The organism is Bradyrhizobium sp. LHD-71 (genome assembly GCF_031157255.1).
In the GTDB taxonomy this organism is placed as follows: Bacteria; Pseudomonadota; Alphaproteobacteria; order Rhizobiales; family Xanthobacteraceae; genus P52-10.
Map to the genome: position 1 here is coordinate 75,915 of NZ_JAVIFX010000016.1, position 19,126 is coordinate 95,040.

Annotated in this window: 13 protein-coding genes; 5 read left to right on the plus strand and 8 right to left on the minus strand. The window is 61.9% G+C overall.

The features are described from left to right. Window positions 1-131: 131 nt before the first annotated feature. The 4 genes from RCO31_RS18715 to RCO31_RS18730 all read left to right on the plus strand — a co-directional run bounded on the left by RCO31_RS18715 (window position 132) and on the right by RCO31_RS18730 (window position 9,060). A complete protein-coding gene (locus RCO31_RS18715; protein WP_308969956.1) occupies window positions 132-1,340 on the plus strand; it encodes an efflux RND transporter periplasmic adaptor subunit in 1,209 nt (402 codons plus the stop codon). Between the two features lie 119 nt (window positions 1,341-1,459). Further along, window positions 1,460-4,672 carry an efflux RND transporter permease subunit gene (locus RCO31_RS18720; protein ID WP_308969957.1) on the plus strand — a complete coding sequence of 1,071 codons (3,213 nt, stop codon included), beginning with the start codon at window positions 1,460-1,462 and terminating at the stop codon, window positions 4,670-4,672. Window positions 4,673-4,902: 230 nt separating this feature from the next. Next, window positions 4,903-5,973, plus strand: a complete 1,071-nt coding sequence (locus tag RCO31_RS18725) for an efflux RND transporter periplasmic adaptor subunit (RefSeq protein WP_308969958.1) — start codon at window positions 4,903-4,905, stop codon at window positions 5,971-5,973. A gap of 3 nt (window positions 5,974-5,976) precedes the next feature. After that, window positions 5,977-9,060: an efflux RND transporter permease subunit gene (locus RCO31_RS18730; protein ID WP_308969959.1), complete on the plus strand. Its 3,084-nt coding sequence runs from the start codon at window positions 5,977-5,979 to the stop codon at window positions 9,058-9,060. A 27-nt stretch (window positions 9,061-9,087) separates the two neighbouring features. Here RCO31_RS18730 and RCO31_RS18735 read toward each other — a convergent pair whose 3' ends face one another. The 4 genes from RCO31_RS18735 to RCO31_RS18750 are packed head-to-tail and all read right to left on the minus strand — an operon-like array spanning window position 9,088 to window position 12,735. After that, window positions 9,088-9,525: a hypothetical protein gene (locus RCO31_RS18735; protein ID WP_308969960.1), complete on the minus strand. Its 438-nt coding sequence runs from the start codon at window positions 9,523-9,525 to the stop codon at window positions 9,088-9,090. Between the two features lie 2 nt (window positions 9,526-9,527). Continuing rightward, window positions 9,528-10,667, minus strand: coding sequence for a glycosyltransferase family 4 protein (locus RCO31_RS18740; protein WP_308969961.1), 1,140 nt, complete (start codon window positions 10,665-10,667; stop codon window positions 9,528-9,530). Continuing rightward, a complete protein-coding gene (locus RCO31_RS18745; protein WP_308969962.1) occupies window positions 10,664-11,944 on the minus strand; it encodes a glycosyltransferase in 1,281 nt (426 codons plus the stop codon). Before RCO31_RS18745 ends, RCO31_RS18740 begins: the two co-directional genes overlap by 4 nt. After that, window positions 11,932-12,735, minus strand: coding sequence for a WecB/TagA/CpsF family glycosyltransferase (locus tag RCO31_RS18750; protein WP_308969963.1), 804 nt, complete (start codon window positions 12,733-12,735; stop codon window positions 11,932-11,934). Before RCO31_RS18750 ends, RCO31_RS18745 begins: the two co-directional genes overlap by 13 nt. 197 nt (window positions 12,736-12,932) lie before the next feature. Here RCO31_RS18750 and RCO31_RS18755 point away from each other — a divergent pair, with 197 nt between their 5' ends. Beyond that, window positions 12,933-14,030: an endo-1,4-beta-xylanase gene (locus tag RCO31_RS18755; protein ID WP_308969964.1), complete on the plus strand. Its 1,098-nt coding sequence runs from the start codon at window positions 12,933-12,935 to the stop codon at window positions 14,028-14,030. A 1-nt stretch (window position 14,031) separates the two neighbouring features. On the opposite strand, the gene RCO31_RS18760 is transcribed toward RCO31_RS18755, so the two are convergent. From RCO31_RS18760 to RCO31_RS18775, 4 genes are all read right to left on the minus strand, one after another. Next, window positions 14,032-15,474 (minus strand): lipopolysaccharide biosynthesis protein, encoded by a 1,443-nt coding sequence (locus tag RCO31_RS18760; protein WP_308969965.1) that lies wholly within the window; start codon window positions 15,472-15,474, stop codon window positions 14,032-14,034. A gap of 6 nt (window positions 15,475-15,480) precedes the next feature. Continuing rightward, the gene (locus tag RCO31_RS18765; RefSeq protein ID WP_308969966.1) at window positions 15,481-16,539 is read right to left on the minus strand and encodes an acyltransferase; all 1,059 of its coding nucleotides are present in this window, start codon (window positions 16,537-16,539) and stop codon (window positions 15,481-15,483) included. Between the two features lie 98 nt (window positions 16,540-16,637). Beyond that, entirely contained in the window at window positions 16,638-17,738 is a 1,101-nt protein-coding gene (locus RCO31_RS18770) for a glycosyltransferase (RefSeq protein WP_308969967.1), read from the minus strand. Next, entirely contained in the window at window positions 17,735-19,114 is a 1,380-nt protein-coding gene (locus tag RCO31_RS18775) for a VpsF family polysaccharide biosynthesis protein (RefSeq protein ID WP_308969968.1), read from the minus strand. The genes RCO31_RS18770 and RCO31_RS18775 overlap by 4 nt, the downstream gene beginning before the upstream one ends. Between the last annotated feature and the right edge of the window lie 12 nt (window positions 19,115-19,126).

Consider the following 19,126-nt stretch of genomic DNA (forward strand, 5'->3'; position numbering starts at 1 on the left):
GTTCTATACGTTCTATACCTTTCGTTAGATAAGTCTCTTGACAGGTCCTGTCGATCCCCCATTTATACCGAACGTTACGAATGTGTGCATTGCAGCGTTTGCACCGCACAGTGAATCCGATGGGGCCGATGATGAAAATCCTTCTTGGTATCAATAAGTTATTCACTGCCGGCGTCGCCATCACGTTGCTCGGGGTCGCGGGAGGTGTCGCTTTTCTGAACGGTCCGGCCGATCGCGCAAAGGCTGAAAGCGCCGCGGAAGCGCCCGCCGCGGTGGTAGCGTCCGTCGCCGTGGTTTCGGCGCGCGAGGTTTCGCCGACGGAGGAGTTTTCCGGCCGACTTGAAGCAGTTGAGCGGGTGGAGATCCGCTCGCGTGTCTCCGGGGCGATCCAGGAAATCCATTTCCGTGAAGGCGCCCTTGTCCACAAGGGCGATCTGCTGATCCGTATCGATCCCTCGCTCTATGCTGCGGATGTTGCACGCGCCGAGGGACAAGTCGCCGCGGCGCAGGCTCGGCTGGTGCTGACCAAGGGTGATCTCGAGCGTGGCCAGCAACTATCGGATTCGCGTACGATTTCGCAGCGTGAACTCGACAACCGCATCAACGCCTTTCGCGAAGCGGAGGCCAATGTGAAGGCGGCGGAAGCGGCCTTGCGGACGGCGCGTCTCAATCTCGACTACACCGAGGTTCGGGCGCCAGTTGCGGGGCGGGTCGGCAAGGTCGAATACACGGTCGGCAATCTCATCGTTGCCGGCCCCGGAGCACCAGTGCTGACGACGCTCGTTTCAGTCAATCCGATCTACGCGAGCTTCAATGCTGACGAAGAAGTGGTGACGCGCGCGCTGGCTGCGCTCGACGATCAATCGGCAGCAAGAGACATCGGTAGCATTCCTGTCGAGATGAACACCAGCGCAAGCCCGGCGACGCATAAAGGTCGCGTGCAATTCATCGACAACCAAGTCGATGCGCGCAGCGGTACCGTGCGTGTACGCGCCATCTTCGACAACACGGATGGCCGGTTGATGCATGGTCAATTCGCTCGACTTTCCATGGGACAGCCGAGGACCGAGAAGACCTTGCTCATCAGTGAGCGCGCAATCGGCACGGACCAGAACAAGAAGTTCGTGATGGTCGTCGACGATTCGAACAAGGCTGAGTATCGCGAAATCAGTCTCGGTGCGTCCGTCGATGGGCTTCGCGTCGTCACCAACGGCTTGAAGGCCGGCGAGCGCATCGTCGTCAACGGCCTGCAGCGTGTGAGACCGGGCGCTCTCATCAAGCCCGAGCTGGTCAAGATGACCTTCGCGAAGACGCAAAGCGCGGAGGCGCGAAGCAACTAAGCACCTCAAGCCGCCCGTGCGCGGGCGGCTTTTTCCATCAAACGCCGGAGTCCCGGAGCCCCTGAAGGCTGCGTCAGGACTGTTGCGTGTAGTTCTCAAGCGTTTGCAGAGATAACGTCATGAACTTTTCCAAATTCTTCATCGACCGGCCGATCTTCGCAGGCGTCCTTTCGGCGCTGATCTTCCTGGCCGGCCTTCTGTCGTTGCCGGCGCTTCCGATCTCGGAATATCCGGAGGTCACCCCGCCGATCATCGTCGTGCGTGCCCAGTATCCCGGCGCCAATCCGAAGGTGATCGCCGAGTCGGTTGCGACGCCGATCGAGGAACAGATCAACGGCGTCGAGGGGATGCTGTATATGAGCAGTCAGGCCACGACGGACGGCCTGATGACGCTCAACGTGACTTTCCGTCTGGGCACCGATCCCGACAAGGCGCAGCAACTCGTACAGAACCGCGTGGCCCAGGCCGAACCGCGGTTGCCCGAAGTCACGCGGCAGCTCGGCATCACGACGGTGAAGAGTTCGCCCGACATGACGCTGGTCGTCCACCTGCTCTCGCCGAATGACCGGTACGACATGACGTATTTGCGCAATTACGGCGTGCTGAACGTCAAGGATCGGCTCGCCCGCATCCCTGGTGTCGGCCAGGTCGTAATCTGGGGCGCCGGCGACTATGCGATGCGGATCTGGCTCGATCCACAGAAGGTCGCCGAGCGCGGCTTGTCACCGGCCGACGTCGTGCGCGAGATCAGGGCGCAGAACGTCGAAGCTGCAGCGGGAATGATCGGCGCATCGCCGAACGTGCCGGAAATCGACCTGCAGCTGCCGATCAACGCGCAAGGCCGGCTCGACAGCGAGGAGCAGTTCGGCGACATCGTCGTTAAGAGCGGCCAGAATGGCGAGGTCACGCGGCTGCGCGACGTCGCGCGCATTGAGCTCGGCGCCTCGGAATATGCATTGCGCTCGCTGCTCGACAACAAGCCGGCCATCGGCATGGGCGTATTTCAGGCGCCCGGTTCGAACGCTCTCGAGATCGCCAACAACGTTCGCGCGGTGATGGAGGAGATCAAGGAGAACATGCCGGAAGGCGTGGAGTACCGCATCGTCTATGATCCGACGCGGTTTGTCCGCGCCTCGATCGAAGCCGTCGTTCACACGCTGCTCGAGGCGGTCGCGCTGGTGGTGCTCGTCGTCATCCTGTTCCTGCAGACCTGGCGTGCCTCGATCATTCCGCTGATTGCCGTCCCGGTATCGATCATCGGCACGTTTGCGGTGATGTACATCTTCGGGTTCTCGATCAATGCGCTCAGCCTGTTCGGCCTGGTGCTGGCGATCGGCATCGTCGTCGACGATGCGATCGTTGTGGTCGAGAACGTGGAGCGCAACATCGAAGAGGGCCTGTCGCCGCGTGATGCGGCGTATCGAGCGATGCGCGAAGTGTCGGGGCCGATCATCGCAATCGCACTGGTGCTGGTCGCGGTGTTCGTGCCGCTCGCCTTTATCAGTGGGCTCACGGGACAGTTCTATCGGCAGTTCGCGCTGACCATCGCCATTTCCACGGTGATCTCGGCGATCAATTCGCTGACGTTGTCGCCTGCGCTCGCGGCCAACCTTCTCAAGGCGCACGACGCGCCGAAGGACTGGCTGAGCCGCGCGATGGACAAGGGCCTCGGCTGGTTCTTCAGGCGGTTCAACGCGGTCTTCCGCCGCAGTTCTGAGGCCTATGGCGGCGGCGTCAGGCGGGTGATATCCCGCAAGGTGGTGGTCATGGGCGTGTATATCGCGTTGATCGCTGTCACTTATGGTCTCTTCAAGGCTGTGCCCGGCGGCTTCGTGCCGGGCCAGGACAAGCAGTACCTGATCGGCTTTGCCCAGCTGCCTGACGGTGCAACGCTGGACCGCACCGAGGACGTGATCCGCCGCATGACGGAGATTACGTTGAAGCAGCCGGGCGTCGAGAGCGCGGTGGCGTTTCCGGGGTTGTCGATCAACGGCTTCACCAATTCATCGAACGCCGGGATCGTCTTCTCGGTCTTGAAACCGTTTGAAGAGCGCAAGGATCCTTCGCTGAATGCGGTTGCGATTGCGCAGGAGCTGAACAAGAAGTACGCCGCCATCCAGGATGCGTTCATCGCGATGCTGCCGCCGCCGCCGGTCAACGGTCTCGGCACCACAGGCGGCTTCAAGCTGCAGATCGAAGATCGGGCCGGGCTCGGCTACGAAGCGCTCGACACCGCCACCAAGGCATTCATGGCCAAGGCGATGCAGACGCCCGAGCTCACCGGCCTGTTCTCCAGTTATCAGGTGAACGTGCCGCAGCTCTATGCGGACATCGACCGCACACGGGCGCGCCAGCTCGGCGTGCCGGTCACGAGCGTGCTCGAGACGATGCAGATCTATCTCGGCTCGCTGTATGTGAACGACTTCAACAAGTTCGGCCGCACCTATTCAGTGCGCGTGCAAGCTGATGCGCCGTTCCGCGCGCGTGTCGGCGACATCGGTTCGCTGCGCGTGCGGTCCGACTCCGGCGAGATGATTCCGCTTTCGGCCGTGCTGCGCGTGAAGGAGAGCGCAGGACCAGAGCGCGCAATGCGCTATAACGGCTTTCTCACCGCCGATATCAACGGCGGCGCCGCGCAAGGATACTCCTCCGGGCAGGCGCAGGATGCGGTGAAGCGCATCGCCGCCGAGACGCTGCCGAAGGGTATTTCGTTCGAATGGACGGATCTGACCTACCAGGAGATCATCGCCGGCAACTCGTCGCTGATCGTGTTTCCGGTCGCGTTGTTCCTGGTATTTCTCGTGCTCGCGGCCCAGTACGAAAGCCTGACCCTGCCGCTGTCGATCATCATGATCGTGCCGATGGGACTGCTGGCGGCAATGTTCGGCGTGTGGGTGACGGCTGGAGACAACAACGTCTTCACGCAGATCGGCCTGATCGTCTTGGTCGGACTATCAGCCAAGAACGCGATTCTGATCGTCGAATTTGCGCGCGAGCTGGAGTTCGAAGGTCGAAGTCCGATCCAGGCTGCGATCGAAGCCAGTCGGCTGCGGCTGCGGCCGATCCTGATGACGTCGATGGCGTTCATCATGGGTGTCGTTCCGCTGGTTACGTCCACCGGCGCGGGCGCGGAAATGCGCCATGCGATGGGCATTGCGGTCTTCGCCGGCATGATCGGCGTGACGGCGTTCGGCATCTTCCTGACACCGGCCTTTTATGTGCTGTTGCGTGCGCTTTCGGGCAACAGGCCTTTCCCGCGGCACGACGTTGCAACCGAGACGGCCTTAGTGCCAGCCATGAAGGAAAAGGAAGAAACGCACCGGGCCGCCTGAAGGCTAAACCGAACCTGACGACCTCGGCTCCGCCAGGTCTGAGAGTTCTGGGGACTTAAACGGGAGCTCTTGTCGCGGAGCTCCCGTTTTTATGCCGTTTGCCGGTCCGAAAGGCAGCGGTTGCCGCCATTTACGGCGAATGTGACTTCGATTCGCCGCGGAAAATGTTGGAAATTCATTCGCTTGCCCCTATTCTGCGGCCGTCCTGGGCAGGTCACGAGACATTTTCCATGCGTTGGTTTATCGGCATCTTTCTGATCGCTGCGCTGGCGGCGCTTGGCTACGGCTGGCCGCACATCGAGCCGTACCTGCGCCTGGAACGGACGTCCGCTGCGACGGCTGCGGCGCCCGTTGTTAACGAAATCGCCGTTGAAGCCCAGCGCGTTAAGATTGGTGCCATTCGACGCCAGATCGAGGCGGTCGGAAGCCTGCGCTCCGACGAGTCCGTGATGATCCGTCCTGAGATCTCCGGCCGCGTCGCCGAAATCCTCTTCAAGGAGGGCGCCAAGATTTCGCGCGGCGAACCGCTGGTCCGACTGGATGCATCGGTCGCGAAGGCGCAGGTCGCGCAGCAGGCCGCGAGCGTGACTCTCAGTCGCGCCAATCAGGAGCGCGCAGCGGATCTGATGGCCAAGGGGGCAGGATCGCCGCGCACCCACGACGAGGCTCTGGCCAAGATGCGCGCCGATGAGGCGGCGTTGGCGCTGGCGCAGGCGACGCTGGAAAAGTCGACCTTGCTCGCACCGTTCGACGGTGTGCTCGGGCTGCGCAGGATAAGCGTCGGCGATTACGTCAATCCCGGCCAGGATATCGTGAACATCGAGAACCTGGAGGCGATGAAGGTCGATTTCCGCATTCCGGAGGTGTTCGCCCTGCAGTTGAAGGTGAGCCAGACGATTCGGGTTTCCTTCGACGCCATTCCCGGCAAGACATTCGAGGGAAGCGTCTACGCGATCGACCCGGCGCTCGATCCGAACGGGCGCGCTGTCATCCTGCGCGCGCGCATGGCCAACATCGACAGCCTTCTGCGATCCGGCATGTTCGCACGTGTCGTTCTGTTGCTGGACGACACGACGCAAAGTGTTCTCGTTCCGGAATCGGCGCTCGTGCCTGTGGGGCAGGAGCATTTCGTCTTTCAGGTCGTCGGCGGACGCGCGAGCCTGACGAAGATCAAGATCGGTCAGCGACGCGCCGGCGAAGTCGAGGTTGCGGAAGGCCTGTCCCGTGACGCGATCGTCGTCTCGGAAGGTGCCCTCAAGCTGCGCGACGGCTCGCTGATCCGCGCTCGCACGGCGGATTGATCCGTGCGCATCTCAGACCTCTGTATACGCCGGCCGGTCTTCGCGACTGTTCTGAGCCTCGTCGTTGTGCTGGTCGGCCTCGTGGCGTTCAGCCGTCTGGCGGTCCGCGAGTATCCCAACATCGACCCTCCGGTCGTTCTCGTTCAGACCGACTACCGCGGCGCGAGTGCCGAAGTGATCGAGAGCACCGTCACGCGTGTGCTTGAGGAATCGATCGCCGGCATCGAGGGCATCGACTATCTCCGCTCGACCACGCGTCAGGAGCGCAGCCAGATCTCGATCCGGTTCAAGCTTGGTCGCGACGTCGAGGCGGCCGCCAACGACGTGCGCGATCGCGTGAGCCGCGTGCGACGCAGGCTTCCGACCGAAATCGACGAGCCGGTCATCTCCAAGGTCGAGGCGGACGCGCAGCCTGTCCTCTATCTGGCATTCTCCTCCGACCGCCACTCTCCACTCGAAATCACCGACTTCGCCGACCGCTTCGTGAAGGACCGGATTCAGTCGGTGACGGGGGTCGCCGAGGCGCGGATTTTCGGCGAGCGGCGCTATGCGATGCGCATCTGGCTTGATGCGGCACGGCTTGCCGCGTACGCGCTCACGCCGCAGGACGTCGAAAACGCCCTGCGGGCGCAGAACGTCGAGGTGCCGGCCGGACGGATCGAGGGCCGGGACACGGAATTTACGGTGCTCGCGGAGACGGACCTGCGCGTGCCGGACCAGTTCGGCGCCATCATTGTCAAACAGGCTTCGGGCTTCCCGGTCCGGGTGCGCGACGTGGCCCGGGTCGAACGCGGTCCGCTCGAGGAGCGCGTTTCCGTGCGCTTCAATGGCAAACCGGCGGTGTCGATCGGCGTCGTCAAGCAGGCGGTGGCGAACCCGCTGGATATTTCCAAAGGCGTTCGTGCGGAGCTGCCCGGCATTCTCGAGATTTTGCCGGAGGGAATGAGCGCTGAGGTGGCGCACGACACTTCCGTTTTCATTCAGGCCTCGATCGACTCGGTGTTCAGAACCATCGGCGAGGCCATCCTCCTCGTCATCCTGGTCGTGTTCCTGTTCTTGCGGAACTTCCGTGCGACACTGATCCCGGTCGTGACGATCCCTGCGTCGCTGCTCGGCGCCTTCGCGATCATGTATGCGCTCGGCTTCACTGTGAACACACTGACGCTGCTGGCGATGGTGCTGGCGATCGGCCTGGTCGTCGACGATGCCATCGTCGTGCTCGAGAACATCTATCGCCACATCGAGGAAGGCATGTCGCCGATGGCTGCCGCGTTCAAGGGCAGCAAGGAGATCGGCTTCGCGGTGATCGCGATGACGCTGACGCTCGCGGCGGTGTACGCGCCGATCGGTTTCATGTCTGGCACCACGGGGCGGCTGTTCACCGAATTCGCCTGGGCGCTCGCAGGCGCGGTCATCATTTCCGGCTTTGTCGCGCTCACCCTCAGCCCGATGATGTGCGCGCGCATGCTGAAGCACGAGCCGAAGCATGGGTTTCTGTTCAATCTTGTCGAAAGAGCGCTTGTCGGCATGACGAGCGGTTATCGCTCAGCGCTTCGCTTCGTGCTCAACTACCGGTTCCTCGTGCTGCTCGGCGGCGCCACTTTCGCCGGATGCAGCTATTTCATCTTCAATGCCCTGAAGCCGGAGTTGTCGCCGGTGGAGGATCGCGGAACGATCATCAGCTTCTTCATCGGGCCGGAAGGCGCGACGACCGGCTATATGAACGAGTACGCGGGCCGTATCGATACGATCGTCTCCAAGGTGCCGGAGGTCGAGGGGCGCTTTGTGGTATCGGGCAATCCCATCGTCTCGCAGGGCATCGCCTTTTCGCGCCTGCTGCCGTGGGGCGAGCGCGAGCGCAAGCAGCAGGTTATCGTCAATTCGGTCGGCAACGATCTGAAACAACTGCCCGGCGTGCTGGCCTATGCCAACAATCCTCCATCGCTGGGGCAGAACGCGAGCTCACGTCCGGTCTGGATCACGATCCAATCACAGGTCGAGTACTCCGAACTTAACGGCCTGGTCGAGCTCGTGCTCGCGGAAGCCGAGAAACGGCCAGAGCTTGCCAACGTCGAAACCCGGCTGAAGCTGAACAAGCCCGAGCTGAAGGTCAGCGTCAATCGCGAACGCGCCGCAAATGTCGGCGCCGAGGTCGAAACGATCGGCCGTACGCTGGAGACGATGCTCGGCGGGCGGCAAGTCACACGTTTCAAGCAGAACGGCAAGCAGTACGATGTGATCGTGCAGGTCGCCGACGTCGAGCGCACCAATCCGGACGACCTCGCGAAGATCTATGTGCGCAATGCCGGCGGCCAGATGATCCAACTCTCCAATCTCGTCGAATTGCGCGAATCCGTCGCGCCGCGCGAACTGAGCCGGCAGAATCAGGTTCGCTCGGCCGATATCACCGCCAATATCGCGTCCGGTTACTCGCAAGGCGAGGCGATCGCAGCGCTGGAGAACGCCGTGCGACAGGTCGTGCCGAGCTCGGTGCAGATCGATTACATCGGCCAATCGCGTGAGTTCAAGCAGGCGTCAGGCGATATCTATTTCACGTTCCTGCTCGCACTGATGTTCATCTATCTCGTTCTGGCTGCGCAGTTCGAGAGCTTCATCGATCCGTTCATCATCATGTTGACCGTGCCGCTGTCGATGACCGGTGCTCTGCTGGCGCTCAAGCTCGGCGGAGGCACCATGAACATCTACAGCCAGGTCGGCCTGGTGACGCTTGTCGGCCTGATCACCAAGAACGGAATTCTGATCGTCGAGTTCGCCAACCAGCTTCAGGACGAGGGACGCTCGCGACTGGACGCAGTGGTGGAAGCGTCCGCATTGCGGCTTCGTCCGATCCTGATGACGACGTCGGCGATGGTTCTCGGCGCCGTTCCGCTGGCCATGGCGGTGGGCGCAGGAGCGGAAAGCCGCAACCAGATCGGGCTCGTCATTGTCGGTGGCTTGGTCCTGGGGACCGTTCTCACGCTGTTTGTGGTGCCGACCGTCTATACGCTGCTGGCCCGCGATCGTTCGGTGAAACCACAGGAAGTTGCGGCGGCTCCAGCAGACCACCATCCGCTTCCAGCAGAATGACGGGGCAGCCGATCGCGCTGCCGCGTCTCAATAGGCCGCCAGTCCCCGGATCTTGCGGCACGATGTGATGCCGCCCGACGACAACCGGAGAGTCTGGCCGATCGTCTTGGAGCGGGCGAGCTCGGCAGGAGAAATGAACCGGAGAGTGGCGCGTGGAAAGCGCTGGCAGAACTCGGAAAGAGTCGATGCCGTCGCGCCGACGCTGTTGTTCTTGGCAACCGCGGCAATGCCGCCGTCCTTCAGAATGTAGGCGTCCTGCACGTTGGCCAATGTCGCCGTCGCGATGCAGATATCGAAGAGTGATTTGTAGGACTGGGGTGCTTGCGGCAACTCGCCGGCGAGACCACCCAGAAGGTAGTCCCGGCTTCGCTCGCAGCTGTCGGCAGAAGCGTTCGTTGCCGCAAGGCTGGAGAGGACTGCGGCGGCGATGACGATCATCTGGCAGTGGCGAAGACCGGTGCTCATGATCAATCCAAAGGCAACGAGTAGGTTTGCGCTGCGCAACGCTTCCAGGACAGCTGTCGCGCTCGATCGAGCGCGGCCGGAGCGAGCTGCGCTCTGAGCTCCGGCATTTCGATCATGGTCCGAAGGGCACCGGCGACCTCCGGAACGGTCGGCTCCACCAGCAGGCCCGTCAAATCGGCGAGCACGGCATCGGCGACGCCACCGACCCGCGTCGCGACGCTCGGCAGGCTTGCCGCTGCTGCCTCGAGATAGACGAGCCCGAATCCTTCGACGCGACCCGAGGGATCCGGCACACCGGTCAGGCAGAAGAAGTCGCACGCGCCATACAAATTGCGTATCTCGGTGTCGGCCAGCACGCCGAGTCGGCGGATGTCGCAATCCGCCGACTTCAGATCGCCCTCCAGCGCCTCGATATATTCGGCCTCGCCGTCCGGGCCGACGATGAGCCATGTGAGCCGCTTGCGGATTGCCGGCTCCAGGGTGCCGATCGCTGCTGCGGTGATGCTGTGTCCCTTGCGCCGGGTCAGTCGTGAAACGGTTATCAGGACGACGTTGTCGTCAGGAATGTCGTATTGCGCGCGCGTCGCCGAGCGGGATTTCCGCTCGCCGAACCAGAACTCAGAAACACCGAGCGGAATGGCGTTGATCTTGTGAGGCTTCACATCGAAGCGCTGGCGGAAGAGATCGCGCGTGTAGGCGCTGTTCGCGGCGATTTCGGTGCGGCCACCAAAGACGTTGCAGGCGCCAATTGCAAGGCGCTTGAGGAAGGTCTGCGTTTCGTTGATCTCGCTGCCATGCAGCGTCATGATCACCCGCGCCGAAGTGCGCCCGCGCGACAGCGCGACCGGGATGAAGAAAGGCCAGTCGGCAGCATGCAGAATGTCATAGTTCTCGGCGTTGACCACGTCGCGTGCCAGAAAAATTTTCTTCGGCATGTCGCGCATGGAATGCAGGCCGCCATGGAAGCGGCGGGTGCGAAAGGAAAACGCCTTATCGTCGAGTTCATCGCCGCGGTCATAGTCCGGCGCGATCACGGTCACGCGTGCTCCGAGCGCGCTCGCAGCCGCTGCCATCTCGCGCGCGTACGTGCCGATGCCACCGGTAGCCGGAGAGAACTCGCTCGTGAGCATTAAAATGTTCATGCCTGAGGTTCTGGCGTCAGCGGGACGCCAGTCATTCGCCTTGAATCTTGAATGTCGTGATGAAGCTGGAACACCCGCGCAAGCTGGGTGCGCGGCGTGAAGTTGTCAATGTGTGAGGCGACCTCGGCGGCGACCATTCGCCCGGTAGCAACCAGTTCATGGGTGGCGATCAGTTGCTGCGCCAGATTGTCGGCGTCTTCGTCCATCGAGCCGCTGCGTTGTACGAGAAAGCCGCTGCGGCCATCGCGAATAACCGCTTCAAGCTGTGGCAGGTGCATGGCGACCACGGGTCGGCCGACTGCGAGAGTTTCCAGCACGCAACGCGGCATGCCCTCGAACTCGGACGTCAGGATGCCGGCATGCACGCTGCCGAGCGTGGCGGCCATTCCTGCCGCGTCCTTGAAGCCGTGGCAGATCGCGACGTCCTCGATCCGTTCGAATTCGGGGAAGCGCTTCGGGTTGCTCGTGCCGATATAGTGAAATTCGACGCGGCCGGGCATCTTCGCCTTCAGCCTCTCGATTGTCTTGAACATCAACGGCGGGACTTTGAATTCATCCAGGCGGCCCGCAAAGGCGATCTTGAATGGCGTGGCGGCGGCAGGGAAGGGCAGCACCTTGAAGATATCTGTGTTCACCCAGGTCCAGAGCGTGTCGATCTTGTCGCTCTTGCTCGGATAGGTCGAGCGTATTCGTTCGGTGATGTGGGGATTAACGCACAGAAACTTTTCGCTCATCGCGACCGCGAACCGTTCGCCCGTGTGATGAACGAAGGAATACTTCTTCAGGAGCGAATCCATCCGCAGCTTCGGCACGCCTTCGCCATGCAGCATCTGCACGAACGGCAGCCTGAGGATCACCGGAAGCCAGGAGAATTCGACACGGCGCAGATCGATCGAACCGGGGCGCTTGCGGAGTTCGGACGCCACCGGTCGGAAATTCCGCAGCAGGGCGGCAAAGAACTGGCCGGTCAGAGACTGACGGATGGTTAGCGCGGCCTCGCGTGCGTCCTGGTCGGAATAGCGAAGGATCGGCATGAAATCGAACTGCCGTCCGCGAAATGTGACGCGATGAACCTTGCCAAGCTCCAGGTCACCGATCGAATCGACGCCGATGAAAAGCACATCGGTATCCGACGGATGAAACGTGATGAAGTCGCGGATGTAGGTTTCAAGCCCGCCGACTTTCTGTCCGCGTGGATCGAACGGGTGAATGAGGCAGATCCGATAGCGTTGCGCGCGCCCTTCTGCGAGATTCAGGGCCGTCGTTACTGTCGCCATCTTAGAGTCCCCATGCGAGCGTCGATGATCTGCGGAATTGTGTTGGCGAGGAGCCGGGGCAGGGCCGCCACACAGCGCGCATAGCGCGGCGTGAGGCGCTTTGGATTGAGCATCGCGCGCCAGAGCCATTCGAGGCCGAATTGCTGCGCGAATCGTGGCGCGCGCACCTGTGTGCCGGCGATGAAATCAAGTGAGGCTCCGATGCACAGCAGTCCCGTGCCGGGAATGCGATCGAGGCAGCGCGTTGCAAAAATTTCCTGCTTGGGCGAGCCGAGCGCGAGAAAACAAATTCTCGCCTTCGACGCGCGAACTCGCTCGATCGCCTCGTCGGCCTCCGGCGCATATGGATCGAAGCCCCGGGGTGGGGAGTAAGTGCCGGCGATCTGCAGTCCGGGAAAGCGCTCACAGAGCCGGTTGCTGCTTTCCGCCAGCGTCGCATCGTCCGAACCCAACAGGAAGATTGACAGCCCCCGCCGGCTCGCCTCCTCGCAGATCGGCTCGACCAGGTCCGCTCCGGTTGTCCGTCGAATCGGCACCTTGGCCAGCCGGCCGAGCACGACGATCGGAAATCCGTCCGCGGTGACGAAGCGTGCCCGACGATAGGCGTGGCGAAAGTCGTCGCGCGAACTCAGGTGCACGACGTGGTCGAGGTTCAGGGTGCAGACGGAGAAGGTTTGCCCTTGCTGTACGGCTGATACGATCGACGAAATCGCTTCATCCATCGTCGGAACGTTGATTGTGATTCCGTCGACCGTGAACTTGCGCGCCGTGCGTGCGCTTAAGAGCGTCATGTCTAGTCCCCTGACAGGCGTTCCAATAGGCAAACGCGACATCAATTTTCACATCGCCGATTGTAAAGATGTGTACTCGCGAGGATCAGAATGCGAGCACCGTCATCAAATCGGACTATTGCGACGCAACAATGGCGATGCGCTCGCAGTTGAAAAAAATGCGTTCAGCGAGATTCTTTTGGCAAAGGAGACACGTAATGGATGTGACGCTCTCGCGCAGACAAGCAATGTCCGTCATTGCAGGCGCTGCGATAGCGAGTACGGCTGCACCGGTTCTTGCAGCAGAAGGCTCACTCAGTTCCATTGCGGCGGAGAATGGGTTTGTTTTTGGCGCTGCTGCGGGACCGGTGATCGACAAGGACGCAGCGTATCGTCAGCTCTACCTCGATCATACAAAAGTTATCACCAGCGATATTGCCCTCAAGATGAGTCGCGTGGCGCCTCGTCCCGGCCCGTTGCAATTCGAAGCGGCGGATCGGCTGCATCAGTTCTGCGTACGCCACGCAATTTCCATGCGCGGCCATTGCCTGATTTGGAATGAATGGGTACCGGATTGGATCAAGTCGATGAGCAACTCGGAACGCGAGAAGTTCTTTGACAGATATGTCGACGAGGTCATTGGCCGATATGCGGGACAATTTCAGTCATGGGACATCGTCAACGAACCATTCTGGCCGGGTCATAGGGCGCCTGGTGGCTACAGACTGGGCCCCTGGTACGAAACCTTCGGACCGAGCTATGCCAAACGCACATTCCTGCGTGCTGGTTCCATCGACAAGCGCACAAAATTTGTGCTCAATGAAGCGCATGCCGAGCGAGACGACGATGTTGGCCGCGGGATTCGCGCAGGGCTGCTGCGACTCGTCGATGAGCTCAAGCAGGCTGGCGCGCCGCTGCATGCGGTCGGACTGCAGGGCCATCTGCAGCCGCGATATCCCCACGATCCGGGGCGATTTCTTGAGTTCGTCCACGCGCTCGCTGCACGCGGGGTCGATATCTACATCACGGAGTTCGACGTCCGGGACGATACGTTTCCGGACGATATCCGCGCGCGGGATGCGATGGTTGCCGACACGGCAAAGCGCTTCCTGACGAATGTCTTTTCCGTTCCCGCGGTGAAGATGCTGATCGCGTGGCAGCTCGCAGACAAGTATTCATTCTATTACGGCGCAGCCCGGCAGAAGAACCCTCAGGCCGCCCGGTGGCCGCGGCCGCTGCCATTCGACGAGGGGATGCAACGCAAGCCGCTCTGGTTCGCCATCGCAGATTCGTTCAAGCAGGCGCGGCGCGCGTGAGTCACTCGGCGGCCGAGAGTTTGACGCGGCCGCCGACCCTGCGCAGCAGCCAGGGCAGGTAGAGAAGCCCTATGCTCAAGAGGTAGATCGCAGCGCCGAGCCCGACATAAACGATCAGGAATGCGATGCTGCGAGCGTGTGGCAACATCATCATGCCCGCGCCCATGGCAGTCGATGCGAGCGCAATGCGCACAAGGTGACTCCATGGCACCTGCAAATGGAAGCGGGTCGCCCCGAGAAGCAGGCTGACAAGGGCGGCAATCGCGGCCGCCGCCACGCTCGCCATCGCTGCGCCCATGAGTCCCCAGATCAGGGTGCCGGCGATGCCGAATCCCAAAGCTGCGACGGCATCGACGCCGGTGACCAGCACCGCCAGCCGCGTCCGGTTGTGAAGGAGGAAGACCTGATCGCAAAAGTGTGCGCGGGCGCTGCGAATGCCGCCGGACAGAACCGAGAGCGGCAGGATCGCGAGCGTGGTTGCGCGGAACGGCTCGGCGATCAGCAATGCGACGATGTCCTGACGCAGCATGAAAATGCCAACGACAGTCGGAACGATAATTGCGATCAGCAACGCACCGTTGTCGGCCAGCTGGCGCATCGCCGCCGCGCTGCCCTTCTCTTCCATTTTCCTCACGGCGAGCGGATAGGCGGCCGCGGTCACTAGCATTGCCGCCACCGCGGCGGCCCGCTGGCCTAATCCGTAGCCGACCGCAAACAGGCCGGCTGCGGCGACCCCAAGCAGGTCGTTGACGATGAAGCGCGGCGCGTTGAGCCCGAACCAGCTCAGCGCCCCCCCGATGATGAGCGGAGCACCATAGTGCAGGGCGTGCTTGAGGACGTCGCGATCGACCGGCCGCAAACGGAAGCTGAAATTCAGGAACGGAAGAACGAGCGCCACGGCGGCGAACTGGGCGATGGCGAACCCGGCCAGCACCCATTCCGGCGCTGGTCCGATCAACTCGACCAGGACCCATCCGGCGGCAAATCCCAGTGTTGGTCCGAGGATTTGTTGAACCGAATAGATGCCGATCTGATGCGATACGCGCGCCCGTTCGCTGACATAGAGCGTCAGGGTGCGGGTCATGACGTAGGCGATCGTCGCGCTGATCAAGGCGGTTTTCGAACCCGGCGCCACGACCGATAGCAGGATTACCGTAGCGAAAATACTCTGCAGCACGATGGACGCACAGAGCACCGCGTTTTCAGTCCGGAAGAAGCGCTCGGTGTCGTCTGCCTTCAGAAACCTGCCGAAAAAGCGCAACGCGAACTGTGACCACCAGGCGAGAAAGGCGACCTGCAAGAGCTCATGGGTCGCGATCACGAGAGTGATGACGCCAAGCGTGTGGTCGTCGACGAGATGCGTCCAGACCACCATCGCGACCAGTTGCATCAACGGACCGATGACCTGGGCCGGAAGATAGAGCAGCGAGTGCCTGAGCATCATCGTTCTTCAGGCTCCGAGCCATTGTGCCGCGCGCGCCGGTAGAGCCGAGCGGATGACGGCGAGGGCGGCGATGGTCGTGACGGCTGCCGCCGCGAAAGTCGCGACCGAGGCCAGGGCGCCGTTTGTGTGTTGCCAGACGGCCTGATCCCGCAGCCACATGATCGCGAGGATATGCCAGAGATAGATGAAGTAGCTCCCAGAGCCGACGAAGCCGAGCAGGGTGTTGCGAAGCGGTGCAGCCAAAAACATCAGGCAAAGCAGGGCCGCATAGACAAACAGTGCGATCGAATCATAGGCGGCCGCATCGCCGAGCGAGGCGATCCTGACAGCTGCATAGATTGCGTATGCGGTCAGTGTGCACGCAGCGAGGAGCGGGACCATGGCAGTGAGAGGGCGCTCCGCATGTAACAAACCTGTCAGCACACCGAGCGACATGAACGCGAACCAGAACGGAAGGTCGCGCAGCCGTGCCTCCTCGATCAGGGAGTTCGATGCTCCAAGCCGGGACAGCAGTGGATCGAGGTAGCTCCCGGCCAGCAGCCCGGGCAGAATCGCAAGCGCAAGCACGATCGCGAGCTTGCGCTCCGCCTCCTGCGAGGTTCGCTCGCAAAGTCGAAAAATCAGCCAGAGCACGAGGGTGCAGCCGATGTAGACGGGCACATAATAGTAGACAAGGACGTAACCGAGACAAAAGCGCGCCAAGGCGACCCAGGGACGATGATCCATCTCCGGGTTATTGATGGCCATGTAGAGATAGGCCGCGACGAAGGCGATTGCGTACGGGATCAAAACCGCCCTGAGGCGTTTCAGAATGGGGATACGGCGCGTGCGGGCGGAAAGATAACCCGAGGCGAATAGAAAGAGCGGCACCGCAGGCCGCAACATTGCGTCGACAGCCGTTGCCCAAGCTGCATCAAGCGGCTGATGCAATGAGTGGATACCGATCACCATCAGGATGGCGATGCCGCGCAGGCTGTCGAACGAGAGGTCGCGCTGAGCGACATTCGCGGGACTGCGATCGGTTGCAACGGTCGACAAGCCAATTTCTGTCGTCGAGGCGCTCATCGGCTTTCGCCCCCTGGAGCGGCCGCAGGCAGCGGAAGCTTCGCTTCGCCGCGTCGATCGAACGCTTTGCCTTCCATGAAAGACTGCATCGACCGGGCTCAGTTGGTATTGCCGCGCGGCTCGGTTACCCGTCGCGACCGATCTGGCGATGGCCCGGCGACGTTCTGTTCGATCGACGCGATCATCTGACTGACCTGCGTGCGGTCATTGTCGGCAAGCGCGTTCCAACGCGCAAGATTGTGCATGTCCAACTCGCGAAAGCGCGTACGCCACCCGTCCTCCAGCGGAATGCGGGCAATGGTCTTGGCGGCCGCGACACAATCGGTCGGATCGATGAACACCCCCGACTCGCCCAGGACCTCCCGGAACACCGCGCCCTCGGGGGCGATGATCGGAATTCCAGCATACTGCGCCTCGAGCAGCGGAAGGCCAAGCCCTTCTTCGTGTGAGGTGCAGAGCAGGGCGTCCGCCTCCTGCAGCCGTTGTCTAACCTCATCTGCGGATCGATAGCCGCTTAGAATGACACCAGGCTCGCGCTCGAGCAGCTGCCAGTCACTGCCCCAACCGTTGCGCCCGACGATCTCGAGGGTCGCATCGGCAAAACCGTTCTGCCGCAGTTCGCGGATGATCCGCGCGGCATACGTATAATTCTTGCGCGGCTCTACAGTGCCGATGCTTAGTAGCCGCAGGGTCGTATGATTGCTGGTCGGCCGATCGCGAACGGCCTGCTCCACGCCGAAGACGTTCTGGACCTTGGGCCGGTAGACGACGATTTCGGCATTGCTGCGACAAAACGCTTTGAGCTTTCGCGCCGTATCAAGGGAATTGACGAGAAAGCGCGGATAGTTCGTGACCGCGAGCCGGAACGGCCTCGCCATGTACAGCTTCGCCCGGGCGTTGAGATCGCCGGGGCGTGTGACGAGAAAAAGGTCGTGGATGTAGGGGATCACCCGGCTGGCGAACGGCAGCAGCAGGGGGCTCGGCGGGAAGCCTGGGCATACGAGGACGGCCGACGGATCGCTCAGCCGAAGCGGCAGGCCGAACGTCTGAGTCAGCATCATGCCTGCGGTCCCGCTCGCGGTCACGGGTGTGAGTTCGACCGGGGCGAGGGCGTGCGGCGAAAACAGCTCGCTCGTGATCCGCTCGATACCGGTCACGCGGCGGCGGCCGAGATGGGTATGATCGACATAGATCGTCACGGTGGGCTCCCGGCTTGCAGAGGCGGTGCGCGGACCGAACGGATCGGCTGCGCGCGAACCGACGAACGGGCCGTTGAAGGTTCGCTGCGCGACAAGAGAAGTGTGATCAGCACCACGAATTGGGTGAGCTGGATGTTCTTCGACGAAAAGCTCACCGAGCTGGCGGCGATGACGATGATGAGAGCGAGCAACGCATAGGCAGCGGGAGTTGACCGCTGAAGCAGCACGGCGAAGAACGCCGCAAGCGCCAAGGTCATCAGCACGGTGTGTACGAGACCAAACTGGACGATGCAGGCGATCCAGAAATTCTCCACGCCGTAGGCGAGACCGAGTTGGCTCTGCAGCGCATTGGCGCGTGTTGCAGTGGGACCAAGGATGATCTCGTTCCAATCCAGGTGGTTGAGCATGTCCAAGGTGGCCAAGCGCGCCAGCGCGCTGCCCTTGTCGGACGAAAAGCGCAGCAGCATCTTGTCGAACACGCCCTGATCCAGGACCCAGAAAACGGCGGCCGCGCCGACGAAAATGACGCAGATTGCGGCAATGACGGTCGTCAACGGAATTCGACCGCCGCGGAGCACCCGAAACAGCTCGAACGCAATGACGCCGGCAATGATGACCAGCGTCGTTACGAGCGCCGTACGCCCGCCGAAGACCATCAGCGACCCAAGGCAGAATGCAACCAGTGGCAAGCGCAACAGCGGTTGCGGGCAAAGCTGCGGTTTCAGGATGATTGCGAGCACGTAGCCGCCGACCAGGCCGGAAGCGGTGAGCGGGTGGCCCAGCAGGGCAGTCGACCGCCACTCGCCGAGAACGAGGATGCTGCCGACGGTCAGAGGAATGATCCGATGCCCGGCAAAGTACTCATAGTAGCCGATCGTGACGTTCACCAGAATCAGCAGATGGAGGAGGCGGACGAGAGGCCGACGTGCCGCCACTGGCAGCTGCCAGATCGCAACCGCCATCAAGACAGGCAGCAGCAGGGTGTCGATGACCGCCGTGAACGGACGGTCGAGCACGAACGTCTGGACGAGCAGAAACCCCCAGCAGACGAGATAAAGCAGGATCGCTTTCGATTCCAAGCCGATGCGAACCAGCTCCTGAATCGGATTTACGCCGCGCAACATGGCAAGACAGAGCGCGAGAACCACGAGATAGGTTGCGGGATGCAGTTTTTCGTAGAAGCCGCCGCCGGCGCTCACATACTGGATCTTCCAGTGTGTCAGCAGGGGTGGCGAGACTGTCATCGTTGCCAGTATGGCAAGGCCGATGAATGCAAGAATACCGAGATCGAGCAGCGCGGCTTCCGAATTGCCAGAATGGCTTCGAGGTCGGGCAGATCCGTGCCGGCCCGCGGAAGCGGCAAGGCTCGCGGGCATAGGTTTATTGCC